This window comes from Skermanella aerolata KACC 11604, from assembly GCF_000936425.1.
Lineage (GTDB): Bacteria > Pseudomonadota > Alphaproteobacteria > Azospirillales > Azospirillaceae > Skermanella > Skermanella aerolata.
In genome coordinates this window covers 17,135-33,836 of record NZ_AVFK01000013.1, presented here as the reverse complement: position 1 = coordinate 33,836, position 16,702 = coordinate 17,135, and the positions used below count along the sequence as shown (strand labels likewise).

Below are 16,702 nucleotides of genomic sequence, written 5' to 3'. Positions count from 1 at the left end.
CCCTGGGGAGTGAACATGAGCCTCGCTGACGCCATCAAATCCAAGAGCAGCGTCGAGACCCACGGTCTCTATATCGGCGGCGGGGAAGTCGCCGCCTCCAATCCGGAGCTGATCGACGTCCTCAATCCGGCAACCGGCCAGTTGATCGCCCGCATCGCCCATGCGACCGCCGAGGATGTCGACCGGGCCGTCCGGAACTCCCGCGCTGCCTTCCGGAGCAAGGAATGGTCGGGCATGGATATCCGAACCCGCGCCCGGCTGGTCAACAAGCTGGCCGATGCCTTCGAAGCCAACCTTGAGGAGCTTTACCACCTCGAGACGATGAACAACGGCCGTCCGCTCAACGAGACCAGGGCTCAGCTGCGCCGCCTGCCCGACTTCTTCCGCTACAACGCAGGTTTGGCGCTGTCCCGCCGCGATGCCGTCATTCCGGTCGAGGGCGACTACCTGAACTACACGCGGCGCACGCCGATCGGCGTGGTCGGCAACTGCACGCCGTTCAACCATCCGCTGATGATCATGTGCAAGAGCCTGGCGCCGGTGTTCGCGTCCGGTTGCGTCACCGTGGTCAAGCCCTCGGAGTATACGCCGCTCACCACCCTGGCGCTCGCCCGCATCTTCACCGAGGCGGGCTTGCCCGACGGCGTGTTCAACATCGTCACGGGCCTAGGGCCTACCACCGGCAAGGCGCTGTGCGACCATCCCGACCTCAACAAGATCGTGCTGACGGGCGGCACCGAGGCCGGCCAGTACGCCGGCAGTCAGGCCGGACGCCACTTCGCCCATGCGACGCTCGAACTGGGGGGCAAGACCCCGGTCATCGTGTTCCCCGACTTCGACCTTGAGCAAGCCGTCAACTATGCCGCCTTCGGCGCTTTCATCGGAGCCGGCCAGACCTGCGTCTGCGGCAGCCGGCATATCGTCCACCGCGACATCTACGACGACTTCGTCGCCGGACTGGCGGCCAAGGCCAAGTCGATCCGGATCGGCGATCCTACCGATCCGTCCACCCAACTCGGTCCGGTGATCTCGGAACGTCAGCGCCAGCGGGTCCTGAAATACGTCCAGTTCGGCCATGAGGACGGCGCCCGTCTAGTGGCCGGCGGCAAGATACCGGAGAATCTGGCCGACCGCGGCTTCTTCGTCGAACCGACCGTGTTCGCCGACGTGAAGCCGGAAACCCGGATCTTCCAGGAAGAGGTGTTCGGGCCGTTCACCTCGGTCACGCCGTTCTCGACCGAGGAGGAGGCGATCGAGCTTGCCAACAACTCGCCCTTCGGGCTGGCGGCCGCGATCCGCACCCGCGACATCGCCCGCGCCCACCGGGTAGCGGCGAGGGTGGAGGCGGGCATCGTGTGGATCAACGACCACCACCGCCTGGACCCCGCCTCGCCCTGGGGTGGCGTCAAGCTCTCGGGCGCCGGCCGCGAGTTCGGCCCGGAGTCCTTCGACGACCACTTCGACGTCAAGAGCGTCATGGTCAACCTGGGCGACAAGCCGTTCGACTGGTACCAGGATACCGCAGGTCAGTCCCGATTGAACTGACCGGCACCAGGGGGCGGCAGGCGCCGATACTCACCCGGTGGGCCGGAGTCCGTCGGCGGCCGGTAATCGGGAGGGGGACGCACCGCCGGCCGCTGCGGCTGGACAGGCGGCTGATATGACGGCTGCGGCGTCAGGTTGGGAAGCGACCGGGGTGCCGGCGGCGGGCGCACGGTGGGCGGCCGGATCGGGGCCAGCCCCCGGCTTGGGCCGGTTCCACGCTGCTGTGCCAGCACGGACGGAGCATCGGTGGCTACCTTATGGACAGGCGATGCCAGCGCCGGGGACGACGACAGCATCGGCAGAACGAGGGCGACGGCGACGGCGGCGAGAAGCTGGCTCATCCTGCCCTCGTTCCATGGCGTCTCTGGCGGAAGACCAGGAAGGCGAGGGCAAGGCCGATCAGCGCCCCGCAGGAATTGACGGCGAGATCGGCCCAATCCGGCTGCCTGCCCGGCGAGAATGCCTGGAGCAGTTCGAGAAGTCCGCCGAAACCGATGGCGGCTCCCAGAAGGATGCCTAGGCCGATCCGGTGCGACCAGCCCAGCGCCATCAGCAGCATCAGGACCGTATAGGCGGCAAGGTGATCCACCTTGTCGCTTAGGCCGGACTGTATGGCCGGTCCCTGGGGTGACAGCGATGCGAAAGCGATCACGACGGCAGCACAGACGGCGGCCGTCCGTACCAGCAAGACATTGGGTGTACGAAGGAGAATGCTGTCGATATGGGTCATGCTCCTTCATGCCGCCCGGCAGCCGGAAGTTCCACGGCGCGGCCGGGTTACCGGCCGGAGCAGGCGGCTTCCCCATCATCTCCGGTTCTCCCGCCCCGCCACACCCGCCAACGCGAGCACGGCGATGATGACAACGCCCTGGATGATCTCCTGGGTGCCGCCGGGCAGCCCGGCGATCTGCATGGTCGTCACGATCAGCACCAGCAGGACGGAACCGCACAGCGTCCCAAACGCGGTGGCGCAGCCGCCGAAGATCAGGGTGCCGCCGAGCACCACGGCTCCTACCGATTGCAGCAGGAAAGGACTGCCCATGTCGAGAAAGGCCCCGCCGGCTCGCGCCGACAGCAGGGCGCCCGTCAGGCCCGCTGCAACTCCGCTGGCGAGGAACGCAAGGGCGATAACCCGGCTCGCCGGGACGCCGGCTAGTTCCGCCGCGCGACGGTTCTGTCCGACGGCGGACAACGCACGTCCGAAGACGGTGCGGCTGAGCACGAAGGCGGCAAGCGCCGTCACCGCCAGGGCCGCCAGCACGATCACCGGAACGCCGGCTATCTTGCCCGTCGTGAACCATGCGAGCGCCGGACTGACCCGGTAGGTGGAGAAGGAGCGGTTCGCCAGCAGGGTCGCGGTCGCTAGGATGTAGCCGGTCGCCAGGGTCGTGATCATCGCTGGGATGCGCAGCGCCAGCACGAGGAAGGCGTTAACCGCCCCTACTCCCAATCCGACGGCCGCAACCGCGCCCAGCCCCAGCGCCAGACGCGCATCGGACCCATCGACGATGTTGACAGACAGGAAGGCGGACAGGGTGATGACGCTGGGGATCGACAGGTCGATGTTGCCCCGGCCAGTCGTCACCACGATCATCTGGCCGAGCGACGGGAACAGCAGGAAGGCGGCGGAAGCCGCCACTCCCGACAGGCTTTGAAGGCTGAAGCGGGACGTCAGCACGCTGAGCACCAGCCACAGGATAACGATCCCGGCGAGCGACCAGATCCAGCGCCGCGTCTCGACCCACTGGAAGAACGAGGGGGCGGGCCGGTATGCGGGAAGCGCCGTCATTCCGCACCGTCCTCCCGCCGCTCGATCAGGGTGCGCAGACCCAGGATGGCGATCAGCAGCAATCCCTGCACGGCGGCATTGTAGTCCGTGCTGACGCCGAGAAAGCTGAGCAGCGATCCGATCAGCGAGAGGGTCACGGCCCCGGCCGTAACCCCCATCGCCGTGACGGTACCGCCCAGCAGATGGCAGCCGCCGATCACCACGGCGGCGATGCTCAGCAGCGTGAAGCCGCCGCCGGCGTTGATATCGCTCGCCGTCGTGATCGCGGTCAGGGACAATCCCGCGACCATCGCGAAGATACCGGCGACGACGTAGCGCAGCACGGTATAGCGGAGCGGCGACCATCCGCCCTGCTCCAGGGCAGCCGCGTTGTTGCCGAAGCCGCGCAGCACGACGCCGGTGCGCGAGCGGTTGACAGCGACGCCGCACAGGCCCGCTATCAGGATCAGCAGCAGCGAGGTCGGCAGGCCGGGGATCTGCCAGTTCACCGCCGCCATCAGCCAGTCCGGAGCCATGCCGCCCGGAGCGGACTGGAGGGTGTAGCCGCATCCGAGCCAGATGAAGCTGGCGCCCAGCGTCACGACGATGGCGGGAATGCGGCGCCGTTCGATCAGGGCGCCGATCACAGCGTAGCCACCGAGACCGGCGGCCAGCAGGACGACCCCCAGAGCGGGCTGTTCGGTCAGAACAGTGGCGCTGACCACGTTGACCAGACCGGCGAAGGCGCCGATGCCAAGGTCTATCTGACTGCCGCCGACGACGAACATCTGAGCCAGCGCGATCAGGACCAGCGGGACCGCCGAGCTGAGCAACAGGTCGATGCCGAACAGGCTGGCGGCCGCCGGGTTGAGCGCAGCCAGGGCAACGCAGACAAGCAGGAGGCCGATCAGTGGGATCGCGTGGTTCAGGAGGCCGGCGGTGTTATGCCTGCGTTCCGCCGGAGCGGCGTTGCCGCCGTGGCCGACCGGATCGCCCCCTTCCTTCTCATGGAGGAAGGCGGTATCGACGATGCTCTCCTCGGAAATCTCGGCGCCGACCAGTTCCCGGACGATGGCTCCCTTGTGGAAGACGAGGACGCGGGTGCATTGCAGAAGCTCGATGTCCTCGGTGCTGTACCAGATCACCGCGACGCCGGCATCCGCGCTCTGCCGCACGACACGGTAGAAATCATGCTTGGAGGCAACGTCGACGCCGCGCGTCGGATCGTCGAGGAGGAGCAGGTCCGACCGGCGCGCCAGGGCGCGGGCGACCAGCGCCTTCTGCTGGTTGCCGCCGCTGAGCTGAAGCACGTTGGAGGACAGGCGTGCGGGATCGAGACGCAGACGTTCGGCCCAGTGCCGGGCAGTCTCCGCCTCTTCCTCCCTCACCACAAGGGATGCCAGCGGCTTGCCGGCCAGCGCGCCGATGCCGATGTTCGACAGCACCGACCACTGCGGCAGCACGCCGTCGCGCTGGCGGTCGCCGGACACGAAGCCGGCGCCGGGATGGGCTGCTCGGATGGCATGGAGCCGGGCGCGCTGGCCGCTGCCTTCCAGACCGGCGAAGCCGACGATGTCGCCGGCATGCAGGACGACTTCCCGTCCGAGCGGTGCCGTGAGCGCGCCGCCCAGCCGCAGGATCTCGCGGGCAGGCGCTTGCGGGTTGCGAGTACCGGCGCTGCCGGTGGCCGCGCCGGTTCCGCCTCCCATCAATTCCACCAGCGAGTGGACGGTGAAATCCCGGGCGCTGCCCTCCCGCGCGATGCGGCCGTTGCGCATGACGACGACACGGGTCGCGATCTCCAGCACCTCGCGAAGCTTGTGGCTGATGAAGATGAAGGAGATGCCCTGGGCAGCGCGGCGGCCGACATAGTCCCTGAGCTGGGCTGCCCGTCCGGCATCCAGCGACGAGGTCGGCTCGTCCAGGATCAGCAGCTTCAGCTTGGGATCGCTGGCGGCGCGGGCGATCTCGACCATTTGCCGCTGGCCGAGCGGAAGTCCGGCCAGGACGGCACCCGGATCGATGCTGCTGCCGGGAAACACGGCATCTATCCCGGCCTGTGCGAATCGGCGGTAGCGGGCGCGCCAGAACGGCGAGAGGGTGCCGTGCGCGGGTTCCTCCAGATAGAAGTTCTCCGCCACGGTCAGGTTGGTGCAGAGCGACAGTTCCTGATAGACGATGCGGATGCCGGAACGCCGGGCGGCGGCCGGGGACCAGTCCCGAAACGGAACCGGCCGGCCGTCCAGCGCGAGCGTTCCGCTATCCGGCCCGGTCACGCCGCACAGGATGCGCATCAGCGTGCTCTTGCCGGCACCGTTCGCCCCGACGAGGCCGATCACCTCGCCGGGGCGGACCGACAGGCTGACGTCGTCGTTTGCAAGGGTTGGACCGAAGGTCCGAACTATCCGGTCGAGGACCGCCACCGGGAGGCTTGCGCTTTCCGGCTGCGGCGTTTCCAGAGTCTCGACCGGCATGCGGGATACGGCTTCGGCCATCAGCGCTGCCTACTGCTTGGCCGGGGACTGGAGAAGCATTCGCTGCACCCATTCCTGGCTGAAGGACGGGCTTACGATGGTGCCGGACGGCATCTTCAGGTACTCGTCCAGGTTCTTCTCGTCGACGACGGCGACCGGCATCGTCATCTTCTGCGGCGGCTTGGCGCCCTTGGCAATTTCATACGAGAGCCAGAAGGCGGCGCCGCCGATGCCGGGAGTGGTGTTCATCGAGATGGTGGAATACCCGTTCTTCTTCCGCCGCTCGCTCCACCACTGGATGAAGTTCGAGCTGCCGCCGCCGCTGATGATCGGCATGGCGTCGGCATAGGCGCCGCCATATTGCTCGAACGCCTGGGCGATGCCGAAGTCGTCGCCGCCGCCCTGTCCCAGCACGGCATCGACATGCGGCAGGCTCGGCAGCACGTTGGCGACCGCCGACTGGGCGACCGAGGTGGTCGCCTGCCCGTAGACGGTCGCGACCGTCTTGATCTCGGGGAACTGCTTCAGCGCTTCGATCTGGCCGTTGTACATCTCGTTGTCGGGCGCCGAACCCTTGACGCCGCGTACGACGATGATGTTGCCCTTGCCGTTCAGGCGCTTAGCGATCTCCCGCGCCATGTCGCCCTGGTACTTGGCGAAATCGAAGCCGAGGGTATAGGCGCAAGGGGCAGAGACGATGCTGTCGAAGGCGAGGACCTTGATGCCGGCCTGACAGGCCTTCTGGATCGTCCCGTTGAGCGCCGTTTCCGACGCGGCGTTGATGGCGATGACATCGACCTTGCGCAGGATCAGGTCGGCCATCTGGCTCATCTGCTGATTGGTCGTGCCGTCGCCGTTGACGACGATGAAGTCCTGGATCTTGCCGTCCTTCTTGGCTTGGCCGGCGGCTTCCTCGAAGCTTTCGACCATCTGGTGGCGCCAGGTATTGCCGTAATAGGAGTTGGACAGTGCGATCACCGGGCTTTCCGGCGATGCCTGCGCGGCGTTCCGGTCTGCGGTGAACGAGAACAGCAGGGTTGCCGCCAACGCGGCGAAGATCAGGCGATTGCGGGATTTCGATGGATTCTGCACGGCGCTTCCCTCCCACAGGTTGATGCCACGGCTTTTTGTGCCGGTTTGTTCGCACCGGCTTTGCTGTGGAACAATCATCATACCAGTTGGCTCGGGACGCAAGATGCTTTGTGCAAGGACGGCATGCGCGCTTTCTCAGACGAACCCGCCGATATGGACCCCGTGGCCGGCAAGCCGGATGTCCTCGCCGCCGTTCCGGAAGGTCGCCGGCTCCCCTGACAGATTGAAGGCGCAGAGGATCTCGGAGCCCTGGTACCGCCGGACGAAGGCGAAGACTTCACCCGGTTCCGGTGAGGCGTTGCCGAGAAAGGAGATATCGCCCTTGACCAGCGCCGGATGCTCGGAGCGGAAGCGCAGCAGGCGCCGGTAATAGTTCAGGATGGAACCCGCATCAGTGTCCTGGGCATTCACGGCACGGCCGAGATGGGCGGCGGATACCGGCAGCCAGGGTCGGCCGCCGGTGAATCCGCCGGTCGATGAGCCGCAGTCCCAGACCATCGGCGTCCGGCAGCCGTCGCGGCCCTTGAACTCGGGCCAGAGGCGGAGACCGTAGGGATCGACGAGGTCCTGATAAGCCAGTTCGGCTTCGTGCAGGCCCAGTTCCTCACCCTGGTACAGGCAGATCGAGCCGCGAAGCGACAGCAGGAGCGCCGCGGTGAGCTTGGCGAAACCCAGGTCGTCCGCGGCATGCGACCGCCACCGGCTGACATGACGCACCACGTCATGGTTGGAAAAGGCCCAGCACGGCCAGCCGTCGACCGCGACTTCCTCGAAGCGAGCGATGTGGGAGCGGAAGTGATCCGCCGAGAAGGCCGCACCGAGGAAGTCGAAGGTATAGGCCATGTTCAGCTTGTCGCCACCGCCGGTATACTCGGCCATCAGGTCCAGCGAGCGGGGACCGTGGCCGATCTCGCCGACCGTTGCCGATCCGGGGTAGAGGTCCAGCAAGGCGCGCAACCGCCGGAGGAAGCCCGGCGTTTCCGGACGGTTCTTGTCGTAGCGGTGGTCCTGCCAATTATATGCCTCGATCCGCTTGTTGTCCGGGACGGCGGGATCGGGCGGGTTGGAGCGCAGCGCGGTGTCGTGGAAGTAGAAGTTGGTTGTGTCCAGGCGGAAACCATCGACGCCCCGGTCCAGCCAGAACTTGACGGTGTCCAGCAGGGCTCCGACGGTTTCCTCGTTGTGGAAGTTCAGGTCGGGCTGCTCGGTCAGGAAATTGTGCAGATAATACTGCCGGCGGCGGGAGTCCCAATGCCACGAACTGCCGCCAAACACCGACAGCCAGTTGTTGGGCGGACTGCCGTCGGGCTGCGGGTCGCTCCAGACATACCAGTCGGCCTTGGGGTTGTCGCGGCTCGACCGGCTCTCGACGAACCAGGGATGGCGGTCGGAGGAATGGCTCAGCACCTGGTCGATCATGACCTTCAGGCCCAGCCGGTGGGCCTCCGCCATCAGCGCGTCGAAATCAGCCAGGGTTCCATAGGCCGGATCGATGTTGCAGTAGTCGGAGATGTCGTAGCCGAAGTCCTTCTGGGGCGACATGAAGAAGGGAGCCAGCCAGATCGCATCGACGCCGAGATCGGCCACATAGCCGAGCCGGTCCGTGATCCCCCGCAGGTCTCCGATGCCGTCACCGTTGGAATCCTGGAACGACCGGGGATAGATCTCGTAGATCACGGCGCCGCGCCACCAGTCCGGGTCATGGGGCGACAGCTGGGCGGCGGGATCGGGTTTCGCAGATCCGGAGGGATGTGTGCTCATGACGTATCGGCCTTTCACGCGGTTCGGCTCATTCAAGGCCATCGACCCAGCGGCGGAGTTCACGTTCGCCCTGGACGAAGGCTCGGTTCATCCGGCTGAGGATCGCTAGATGATCGACCCTGCGGTCATGGCGGAGCGCCATTTCCAGATGTTCGGCCAGTCCGGAAAGCGCATCCAGCCCGAAGGTGCTAGCGGCGCTTTTGAGCGAATGCGCCTCGCGGATGAGATCGCCGGTGTTTCCCCGCTCGACCAGCCGTTCCATGCGCTCCAGCCGCGACACCGTTTCCTCGATCATGACGGCGACAGTTTCCTGCACACCGTCGAGGCCGATATCCCGCAGCAGGGTTGTCGGAACGGATGAACTGAAGTCCGCTTTGCCATCGAGGGTCGCGGACTCTTCGCCATCTCCGGCCTCGTCGTCCCGGTGCGCCAGCGCCTTGACAGCTTCGACCAGACGGTCGGCGACGATGGGCTTCGACAGGAAACCGTTCATGCCTGCCTCGAAGCAAGCATCCCGGTCATGGGAGAAGGCGTTGGCGGTGACGGCCAGGATCGGGATGCGTGCGGCATCGCCGGGAAGCGCGCGGATCGCCCGCGTGGCCGCGATCCCGTCCATTTCCGGCATCATGACGTCCATCAGGACGATATCGTAGGGCCGGCTGCGCACCGCCTCGACCGCTTCGAACCCGTTTGCGGCGACATCGACCCGGAAGCCGAGACGCTCCAGCATGGTTACGGCGACCAGCTGGTTGGTCCGGTTATCTTCGGCAAGCAGAACCCGCATCCTCACCGGCGGAGATGCGGACACCGCGGCGGGACGGTCGGGTGCCTCCGGTCCGGGATCGCTCGTGCGGCCGCTGAGAGCGCCCAGGCAGCGGACCAGTTCCGAAAGGGCGACCGGTTTCCGGAGGATCGCGTCGCAAGACTCCGATTGGCGGACGGCCAGGGGACCATCCGAAGGACGGGCCGGACACCGCGTCGCCGCCAGCAGGCGGACCGCGCCGCGCTCGTTCGACGAGGCGCCTTCATGCGGCTCCATGTTGACGAGGGCGATGTCGAAAGGACGGCCAAACCGCAGCATCCGGTCGGCATGGATACGGGCCTCGCTATCCGACGGGAAGGCCTCCGCGTATACGCCGATCTCGGCCAGTTGGTCTTTCAGGATCTTGCGTCCGACCGGATTGGGATCGGCGATCAGGACGCGCAGATCCTTCAGGCTCCCGTCTCGGGTGCTTCGTGGCCGTCCGTTCGCCGTATCGGCCGGGAATGCGCAGTCCCGCCGCAGAAGCGCCTCGAACCGGAAGCAGCTCCCCTCCCCGAGAGTGCTGTCCACCGCGATGTCGCCGCCCATCTGGGCGACCAGCCGCTGGCTGATCGCGAGGCCAAGACCCGTCCCGCCATAGCGGCGCGCGGTGCTGCCATCGCCCTGCGAAAATTCGCGGAACAGCCGGACCATGAGGTCGGGGGCGATGCCGATCCCGGTATCGGTCACGGAGAAGGCGACCAGCACTTCGTCGCCGTCGCTGCCCAGCAGGTCCACTTCCAGCCGGACGCCGCCGCTATCCGTGAACTTGATGCCGTTGCCGATCAGGTTGAGCAGGACCTGGCGCAGCCGGCTGGGATCTCCGACCAGACGGACGGGTACCGCGGACCGTATCAGATAGCCGATCTCCAGACCGGCGGCATGGGCGCGCGGCACTAGCATGTCGAGCGTGCTCGTCACAACCTGCTCAAGGTCGAAGGAGATCTCCTCGAACTCGATCAGGCCGGCCTCCAGCTTGGAGAAGTCGAGCACGTCGCTGACGATCTGGAGCAGATGGTCGGCGGATTCCCGCAAGGTTTCGGCGAGCCGGCGCTGCGCCGCGTCCAGGCCGGTATCCAGCAGCAAGCCGGCCAGCCCGATGACGCCGTTCATGGGCGTGCGGATCTCGTGGCTCATGGTCGCCAGGAATTCCGTCTTGGCGCGCCCTGCCCGCTCCGCTTCGGCTTTGGCGAGGATGATCTCCCGCTCCGCCAGCTTGGCCTCGGTGATGTCGACATGCATGACCACGGCGCCGTCGCGCCGTCCCGGTGTCAGCGGCGCCGCCATGAAACGGTACCACCGCTCCTCACGCGGCGAGTGGCACGGATAGTCGAGGCTGAAGAAGTCCTGTTCGCCCTGGAGTATCCGGCGCAGGCCGGCCCCTATCGGCATCGCCTCCTCGGCGCAGGTGCCGCTGGCGTTCTCGCAGACGGCGAGATAACTGGAACCGAGCGCCACCCCGCCGCCCGAGAGCCCGTTGTCCAGCGCGAAGGCCCGCCACGCCTTGTTGACGGAAACGATCGTGCTGGATGCGTCGAGCAGTGCTACATGGGCGGGCAGCGCGTCGAGCAGACCTTCCTGACGCTCCGCCAGTTGGCGCACCTTCGCCTCGCGCTCGCGCAGCGACTCCTCCGATCGACGGCGCGCGGTGGTGTCGCGCTGGATGGAGATCCAGTGGGTGTACCAGCCGTTGCTGTCGGCGATGGGCGTGATGTCCAGTTCGACCCAGAACTCCGACCCGTCCTTCCGGTAGTTCAGCACCTCGGTCCGGACCGGCTGCCATGCGACCAGCGCCGCCCGGATGCGGTCGAGTGCCGCGCGGTCGGTGCCGGGTCCCTGGAGCAGGCGCGGCGTCTGTCCGGCGACCTCGTCCGCCGTGTAGCCGGTCATGGCGGTGAAGGCTTCGTTGACGTAGACGATGCGGGGACCGTGGCCGTCGATCGGCTCGGCCTCGGTGATCAGCACGGAGTCGTTGGCGTAGAGCACGACGGATTGCAGCAGCGCGATCCGCTCCTCGGCCGCCTTGCGCTCCGTCAGGTCGCGCAGATGCGCCGTGAATAAGGTACGTTCCCCCAGCTTGATGGGAGAGATGGCGAGTTCCGCCGGGAACTCTCGGCCGCCTTCGGCCATCGCCGGCAGTTCGATCCGGCGGCCCAGGATCGTCGAGGCGCCGGTGGCGAGATACCTTGCCATGGCCAGCCCATGGCGGCTGCGGAATCGCTCCGGCACCAGCAGGCCGGCCATGTCCTCGCCCAGCATATCGGACCGGGAGCGGCCGGTCAGCAATTCGGCGGCACGGTTGAATTCGACGATCCGGCCGTCGTCGTCGACGGTGACGATCGCATCCAGGGCGCTGTCGAGGATCGACCGCTTGAGCGTCTCGCTGTCGCGCAACGCCGTCTCGGCGGCATGCCGGCCGGTGATGTCCCGCGCCGTCCCCCAGTATCCCATGAAAACACCGGCCTCATCGATCATCGGGACGCCGCTGACGGCGACATGAAGCGCTTCCACCCGGTATTCGAAGTTGCGGAACGGCTGCCGCTGGTCCAGCAACTCCCTGTGATCGTCCCATAGTGCCGCATCGGCGTCGTGATCGCGTGTCGCCACCTCCCAGCGAGCACGGCCGAGCAGGCATGCGGGATCGAGCCCGAACTCGCGGCAGCTTGGCGAGACGAAGCTGAAGCGGTGGTCGGCGTCCGTTTCCCAGAACCAATCCGCGGAGACTTCGGTCAGGTCGCGAAAACGCTGTTCGGTGGCGGCGGCCGCCGCCTCCGCCTGCTTGCGCCGTTCGGTCTCCCGGTCGTGCCGCGCCAGAGCCACGCGCAGTTCGAGAGCGTCGACGACGGCCTGGGCCAACAAGGCAAGCAGCCGGATATTTTCCGGCGACGGGCGGCGCGGCTTGAAATCGATGACGCACAGGGTGCCCAGCACTTCCCCTCCGGGCGTGCGCAGCGGTGCCCCCGCATAGAACCGGATATGGGGTTCGCCGACGACCAGCGGGTTGGAACGGAAGCGGGGATCACGGGTAGCGTCGGGAACGACCAGAACGTCGTCGGCACGGATGGCGTGGTCGCAAAAGGCCATGTCGCGCGGCGTTTCGGTCACCGCCAGTCCCCGGCAGGACTTGAACCATTGACGCGTCTCGTCGATCAGCGATACCAGGGACACTGGGGTCTCGAACAGGCCAGCGGCGACGGCCGTCAACCGGTCGAAAGCCGCTTCCGGTTCGGTATCGAGGATTTCGTAAGCCTTTAGCGCTTCCAGCCGGCGCAACTCGTCCATTTCAGCCAAACTCCAATCCCGCCGGCGCCCGAGCGCTTCAATGCTGAAGCACGCTGAGATTGGGCGCACGAACGTTAAACTCCTGTGAGCATTTCGAAAGGATCGAGCGATCCGGGTATGATACGGCGATGCCCGGTCGTCAAGTCGGGCTGCACCTGTAAATTGCCCAACCGGCATCGTCGACGCCGCAGATAAAATCATTGTCACAAAACAAGACGCGCGTCCGGCTGTTGAGTTCACTTGACTATGCAGCAGGACAGGTGACGGACGATGGCTCAGACGGTCGGCGATTTCTTTTGGCGGCGCTTGTATGACTGGGGTGTGCGGCGCGTTTACGGCTACCCCGGCGACGGCATCAACGGCCTGCTCGGCGCCCTCGACCGGTTCGACGGCAAGATCGAATTCATCCAGGCGCGGCACGAGGAGATGGCGGCTTTCATGGCGGCGGCACATGCCAAGTTCACGGGTGAACTCGGCGTCTGCATCGCCACGTCGGGTCCCGGCGCCTCGCACTTGATTACCGGTCTTTACGATGCGCGCCTCGACCATATGCCGGTCCTGGCCATCGCCGGCCAGCAGGCGAGGACGGCGGTCGGGTCGCATTACCAGCAGGAACTGGACCTTGTCAGCATGTTCAAGGACGTCGCCGGCGCCTTCGTGCAGCAGGCGATGGTTCCGGGACAGGTGCGCCATCTGGTCGACCGCGCGGTCCGGATCGCCGTATCGGAGCGGCGCGTCACGGCGTTGATTTTGCCCAACGACCTTCAGGACATGCCTTACGAGGACCCGCCGCGCAAGCATGGGTCCGTGTTCTCCGGCGTCGGCTACCGGGTGCCGAAGATCGTTCCCTACGATGAGGACCTCCGTTCGGCGGCGGATGTGCTGAATGCCGGCAAGAAGGTGGCGATCCTGGTCGGCGCCGGCGCGCTGCATGCCACCGACGAAGTGATCGCGGTGGCCGACAAGTTGCAGGCCGGCGCCGCCAAGGCGCTGCTCGGCAAGGCGGCCCTGCCGGACGAACTGCCGTGGGTGACCGGATCGATCGGCCTGCTCGGGACCAAGCCCAGCTACGATTTGATGATGGAGTGCGATACGCTCCTGATGATCGGCTCGGGCTTCCCTTATTCGGAGTTCCTGCCCAAGGAGGGTCAGGCTCGCGGCGTCCAGATCGACATCAAGCCGGACATGCTGAGCATTCGCTATCCGATGGACGTCAACCTGACCGGCGACAGCGTCGAGACGCTGCGCGCCTTGCTGCCCTTGCTTGAGCAGAAGACCGACCGGTCCTGGCGCGACGAGATCGAAGGGAACGTGGCTGCATGGTGGAAGACCCTGGAGTCCAGGGCGATGCACTCGGCCGATCCGGTCAACCCGCAGCGCGTCACCTGGGAACTGTCGCCGCGCCTGCCGGATCGGGCAATCATAACCAGCGATTCCGGGTCCTGCGCCAACTGGTACGCCCGCGATCTGAAGATGCGACGGGGCATGATGGGCTCGCTGTCCGGCGGTCTGGCGTCCATGGGCGCCGCGGTGCCCTATGCCATCGCCGCCAAGTTCGCCCATCCCGACCGGCCCGTCATAGCCCTGGTCGGCGACGGCGCCATGCAGATGAACAACATGGCGGAACTGATCACCGTCGCCAAGTATTGGAGGAACTGGGCCGATCCCCGGTGGGTCGTCTGCGTCTTTAACAACGAGGACCTCAACCAGGTGACCTGGGAACAGCGGGTGCAGCAAGGCGACCCGAAGTTCGAGGCATCCCAGCAGATCCCGGACGTTCCCTATCACAGGTTCGCCGAACTGATCGGGCTGAGGGGGATATACGTGGACGATCCCGAGCGGATGGGTCCCGCCTGGGATGAGGCGCTGTCGTCGGACCGGCCGGTCGTGCTGGAGGTCAAGACCGATCCCAACGTGCCGCCCCTTCCGCCCCATATTACCGTGGCCCAGGCCAAGGCCTTCATGTCCACCCTGCTCAAGGGCGACCCCGATCAGGGCAGCGTCCTGGTCGATACGGCGAAGGAAGTGCTCAGCGGCATCATTCCGGGCCGAAAGATCTGACATCGCGCCGCCTCGCCGCCGGACTGCCGTCGATGGACCGTTTCAGGTCGATCGGTTGCCGCCCGGCTCTGCGGGACAGACTGTCGGAAAGTCCTTCGGGTCGATGCCGAACGCCTCCAGCGCGCGAGGGGGAACAGGCGGGATCCGAAGGATGGATGCAGGTTTCGCCGGCGCGGGGGCGGCAGCCGGCTGGTTCGGGGACGGGGTTTCCGCCGACGGAAGCGGCGCTTCGGGTGGATCTTCGGCGGATAGGTCTTCGAGAGGGGGATCTTCGTCCTCGCGCGGGTCGAAGAGACAGGTGCTCAGATCGTCATCCGGACTGTCCGTGTAGAGGGTGAAGCGGCGATCATGGATGAAGCCGCGCAGCTTCAGTTTCAATTCGATCGCCATCAGTGCCGCGGTCGGACGTTCCAGGCGGATCGCCATTTCCACGACCTTCCCGGTTTCCTCGACGGCTTCGGCGATAGAGGCGTCACGCTCGGCCATCCATTCGCGCCGAAACTCCTCGACACGTAGACGAATGTCACTATTCGCCATCAAAACGCTACCCCGCTGCCGCGCACCCTGCGGCGAGTATCCGGCCAGCCGCGACGCCTGCGCAAGGCTGGCGCCGCGTGAGGCGTGGAAGGCGAAAAGCTCCTGACGCGGGAGAAGGCGGCGGGGGCTCGGGGCTGGCGTGGCGGATGCGGGCATGGTCGATGGTCCTTGGAAGAACAGAGTGGATGTTTTATCCTATCGACATAGGATTTTCAATGATTTTAATCCTAAAATGCTGACTGTGAAGCACGAGTGGCGATCATGAACGAACCGGCATGATCTTAATCGACAGTCGCCATCGGCAAATATCCTGCGCCATTGTTGTCGTGCGCCATCGTGGTGTGCGCTGCTTCCTTTCAAGCGATGAGGCATTGGGATGGCGACTTTCAATGGAACCATGAACGACGACTCCCTTTTCGGAACGCTCGGCGACGACGTACTGAGAGGCTTCGGCGGCAGCGACGGTCTGAACGGGCGCGCCGGCAACGACCTTCTGGAAGGAGGAGCAGGAACCGACTTCCTGGCTGGCGGAACAGGCAACGACCGCCTGCGTGGCGGTACGGGTGAGGATTTTCTGTTCGGCGGGACCGGCAACGACATCCTGAACAGCGGGACCGGAGTTGCGCACAGCAACGGCGGCTCCGGTGACGACTTGCTGCTCTACGATCCGGGTCGGGGCGATATCCGCTTCTTCACGCCGGATCTGGCCTTTAGCGAACTGGACGGCGGCGTCGGCGACGATATCGTGCGGATCACGAACAACACCCATGTCGGCGGCAAAAGCACCGATGTCATCATCCGCGACCGGGAGTCCACGGGGACGGAGAGCCTGGCAATCACTTTCGGGATCGATGACAGCGACGACAGTAACGATTTCGACGTCGGCACGATTTCCACAACGGAACGGATCGAAGTCTTCGGCGAGGGACGCCTGATCTATATTCCCGGATTTTTCCATAGCTTCGACATCGAAGTCGTCGGTACAGGGAAGGACGACTTCTTCGGCGACGCGGTTGGTGACGAAACATTGATCGGCAAGGGCGGCAACGACGAGTTCTACATCAGCGGCAACGATATGATCATCAGCGAGAACAACGACGCGGATATCTTTCATCTATCCGCCAGCACGGTGATCGAGGTAGCGCCGGGCGACAGTTCGGTAACCGGCTTCAACGGCGCCGGCGTCGCTGCGGGGGACCGCATCATCATAGAAACGCCGGATGGCGATCCGGGCGACTATCGCCTGGATGTCTCGGTCGCCAGCGGCAAGACCGTGTTCAGCCTGACGACGCCGGAAAGCGAGTTCAATGAGAATACCAATACGCTGACGGTAGATGCAGTCGAGCTGGTCAAGGGCATCGATTGGTTCTTCGTCTGACG

General features: G+C 65.7%; 11 protein-coding genes. 3 read left to right on the top strand and 8 right to left on the bottom strand.

Features of this window, described 5'->3' with window-relative positions:
• Positions 1–15 precede the first annotated feature (15 nt).
• Entirely contained in the window at positions 16–1,545 is a 1,530-nt protein-coding gene (locus N826_RS16815; RefSeq protein WP_044430726.1) for an aldehyde dehydrogenase, read from the top strand.
• On the opposite strand, the gene N826_RS16810 is transcribed toward N826_RS16815, so the two are convergent.
• From N826_RS16810 to N826_RS16780, 7 genes are all read right to left on the bottom strand, one after another.
• A complete protein-coding gene (locus N826_RS16810; protein ID WP_044430724.1) occupies positions 1,527–1,886 on the bottom strand; it encodes a hypothetical protein in 360 nt (119 codons plus the stop codon). The two genes, N826_RS16815 and N826_RS16810, sit on opposite strands and share 19 nt — an antisense overlap.
• Positions 1,883–2,275 (bottom strand): VanZ family protein, encoded by a 393-nt coding sequence (locus N826_RS16805; RefSeq protein WP_052831463.1) that lies wholly within the window; start codon positions 2,273–2,275, stop codon positions 1,883–1,885. Before N826_RS16805 ends, N826_RS16810 begins: the two co-directional genes overlap by 4 nt.
• Positions 2,276–2,350: 75 nt before the next feature.
• A complete protein-coding gene (locus tag N826_RS16800) occupies positions 2,351–3,334 on the bottom strand; it encodes an ABC transporter permease (protein ID WP_044430722.1) in 984 nt (327 codons plus the stop codon).
• Complete coding sequence (locus N826_RS16795) at positions 3,331–5,808, bottom strand: ATP-binding cassette domain-containing protein (protein WP_147040301.1); 2,478 nt, start codon at positions 5,806–5,808, stop codon at positions 3,331–3,333. The genes N826_RS16800 and N826_RS16795 overlap by 4 nt, the downstream gene beginning before the upstream one ends.
• Positions 5,809–5,817: 9 nt before the next feature.
• A complete protein-coding gene (locus N826_RS16790; protein ID WP_052831461.1) occupies positions 5,818–6,879 on the bottom strand; it encodes an ABC transporter substrate-binding protein in 1,062 nt (353 codons plus the stop codon).
• 135 nt (positions 6,880–7,014) lie between these two features.
• Positions 7,015–8,640 carry an alpha-glucosidase gene (locus tag N826_RS16785; protein ID WP_044430721.1) on the bottom strand — a complete coding sequence of 542 codons (1,626 nt, stop codon included), beginning with the start codon at positions 8,638–8,640 and terminating at the stop codon, positions 7,015–7,017.
• Between the two features lie 28 nt (positions 8,641–8,668).
• The gene (locus tag N826_RS16780; RefSeq protein WP_044430719.1) at positions 8,669–12,724 is read right to left on the bottom strand and encodes a PAS domain S-box protein; all 4,056 of its coding nucleotides are present in this window, start codon (positions 12,722–12,724) and stop codon (positions 8,669–8,671) included.
• A 270-nt stretch (positions 12,725–12,994) separates the two neighbouring features.
• Here N826_RS16780 and N826_RS16775 point away from each other — a divergent pair, with 270 nt between their 5' ends.
• The gene (locus N826_RS16775) at positions 12,995–14,785 is read left to right on the top strand and encodes a thiamine pyrophosphate-requiring protein (RefSeq protein ID WP_044430718.1); all 1,791 of its coding nucleotides are present in this window, start codon (positions 12,995–12,997) and stop codon (positions 14,783–14,785) included.
• 42 nt (positions 14,786–14,827) lie between these two features.
• Here N826_RS16775 and N826_RS16770 read toward each other — a convergent pair whose 3' ends face one another.
• Positions 14,828–15,478: a hypothetical protein gene (locus N826_RS16770; RefSeq protein WP_147040299.1), complete on the bottom strand. Its 651-nt coding sequence runs from the start codon at positions 15,476–15,478 to the stop codon at positions 14,828–14,830.
• A 220-nt stretch (positions 15,479–15,698) separates the two neighbouring features.
• On the opposite strand from N826_RS16770, the gene N826_RS16765 reads away from it, so the two are divergent.
• Positions 15,699–16,700 carry a calcium-binding protein gene (locus tag N826_RS16765; protein WP_044430715.1) on the top strand — a complete coding sequence of 334 codons (1,002 nt, stop codon included), beginning with the start codon at positions 15,699–15,701 and terminating at the stop codon, positions 16,698–16,700.
• Positions 16,701–16,702: the final 2 nt, after the last annotated feature.

Excerpts from the sequence above, each read along its gene's own strand:
- N826_RS16765 (WP_044430715.1), top strand. The coding sequence starts at position 15,699 with ATGGCGACTTTCAATGGAACCATGAACGACGACTCCCTTTTCGGAACG.
- N826_RS16810 (WP_044430724.1), bottom strand. The coding sequence starts at position 1,886 with ATGAGCCAGCTTCTCGCCGCCGTCGCCGTCGCCCTCGTTCTGCCGATG.
- N826_RS16795 (WP_147040301.1), bottom strand. The coding sequence starts at position 5,808 with ATGGCCGAAGCCGTATCCCGCATGCCGGTCGAGACTCTGGAAACGCCG.
- N826_RS16815 (WP_044430726.1), top strand. The coding sequence starts at position 16 with ATGAGCCTCGCTGACGCCATCAAATCCAAGAGCAGCGTCGAGACCCAC.
- N826_RS16770 (WP_147040299.1), bottom strand. The coding sequence starts at position 15,478 with ATGCCCGCATCCGCCACGCCAGCCCCGAGCCCCCGCCGCCTTCTCCCG.
- N826_RS16780 (WP_044430719.1), bottom strand. The coding sequence starts at position 12,724 with ATGGACGAGTTGCGCCGGCTGGAAGCGCTAAAGGCTTACGAAATCCTC.
- N826_RS16775 (WP_044430718.1), top strand. The coding sequence starts at position 12,995 with ATGGCTCAGACGGTCGGCGATTTCTTTTGGCGGCGCTTGTATGACTGG.
- N826_RS16785 (WP_044430721.1), bottom strand. The coding sequence starts at position 8,640 with ATGAGCACACATCCCTCCGGATCTGCGAAACCCGATCCCGCCGCCCAG.
- N826_RS16800 (WP_044430722.1), bottom strand. The coding sequence starts at position 3,334 with ATGACGGCGCTTCCCGCATACCGGCCCGCCCCCTCGTTCTTCCAGTGG.
- N826_RS16805 (WP_052831463.1), bottom strand. The coding sequence starts at position 2,275 with ATGACCCATATCGACAGCATTCTCCTTCGTACACCCAATGTCTTGCTG.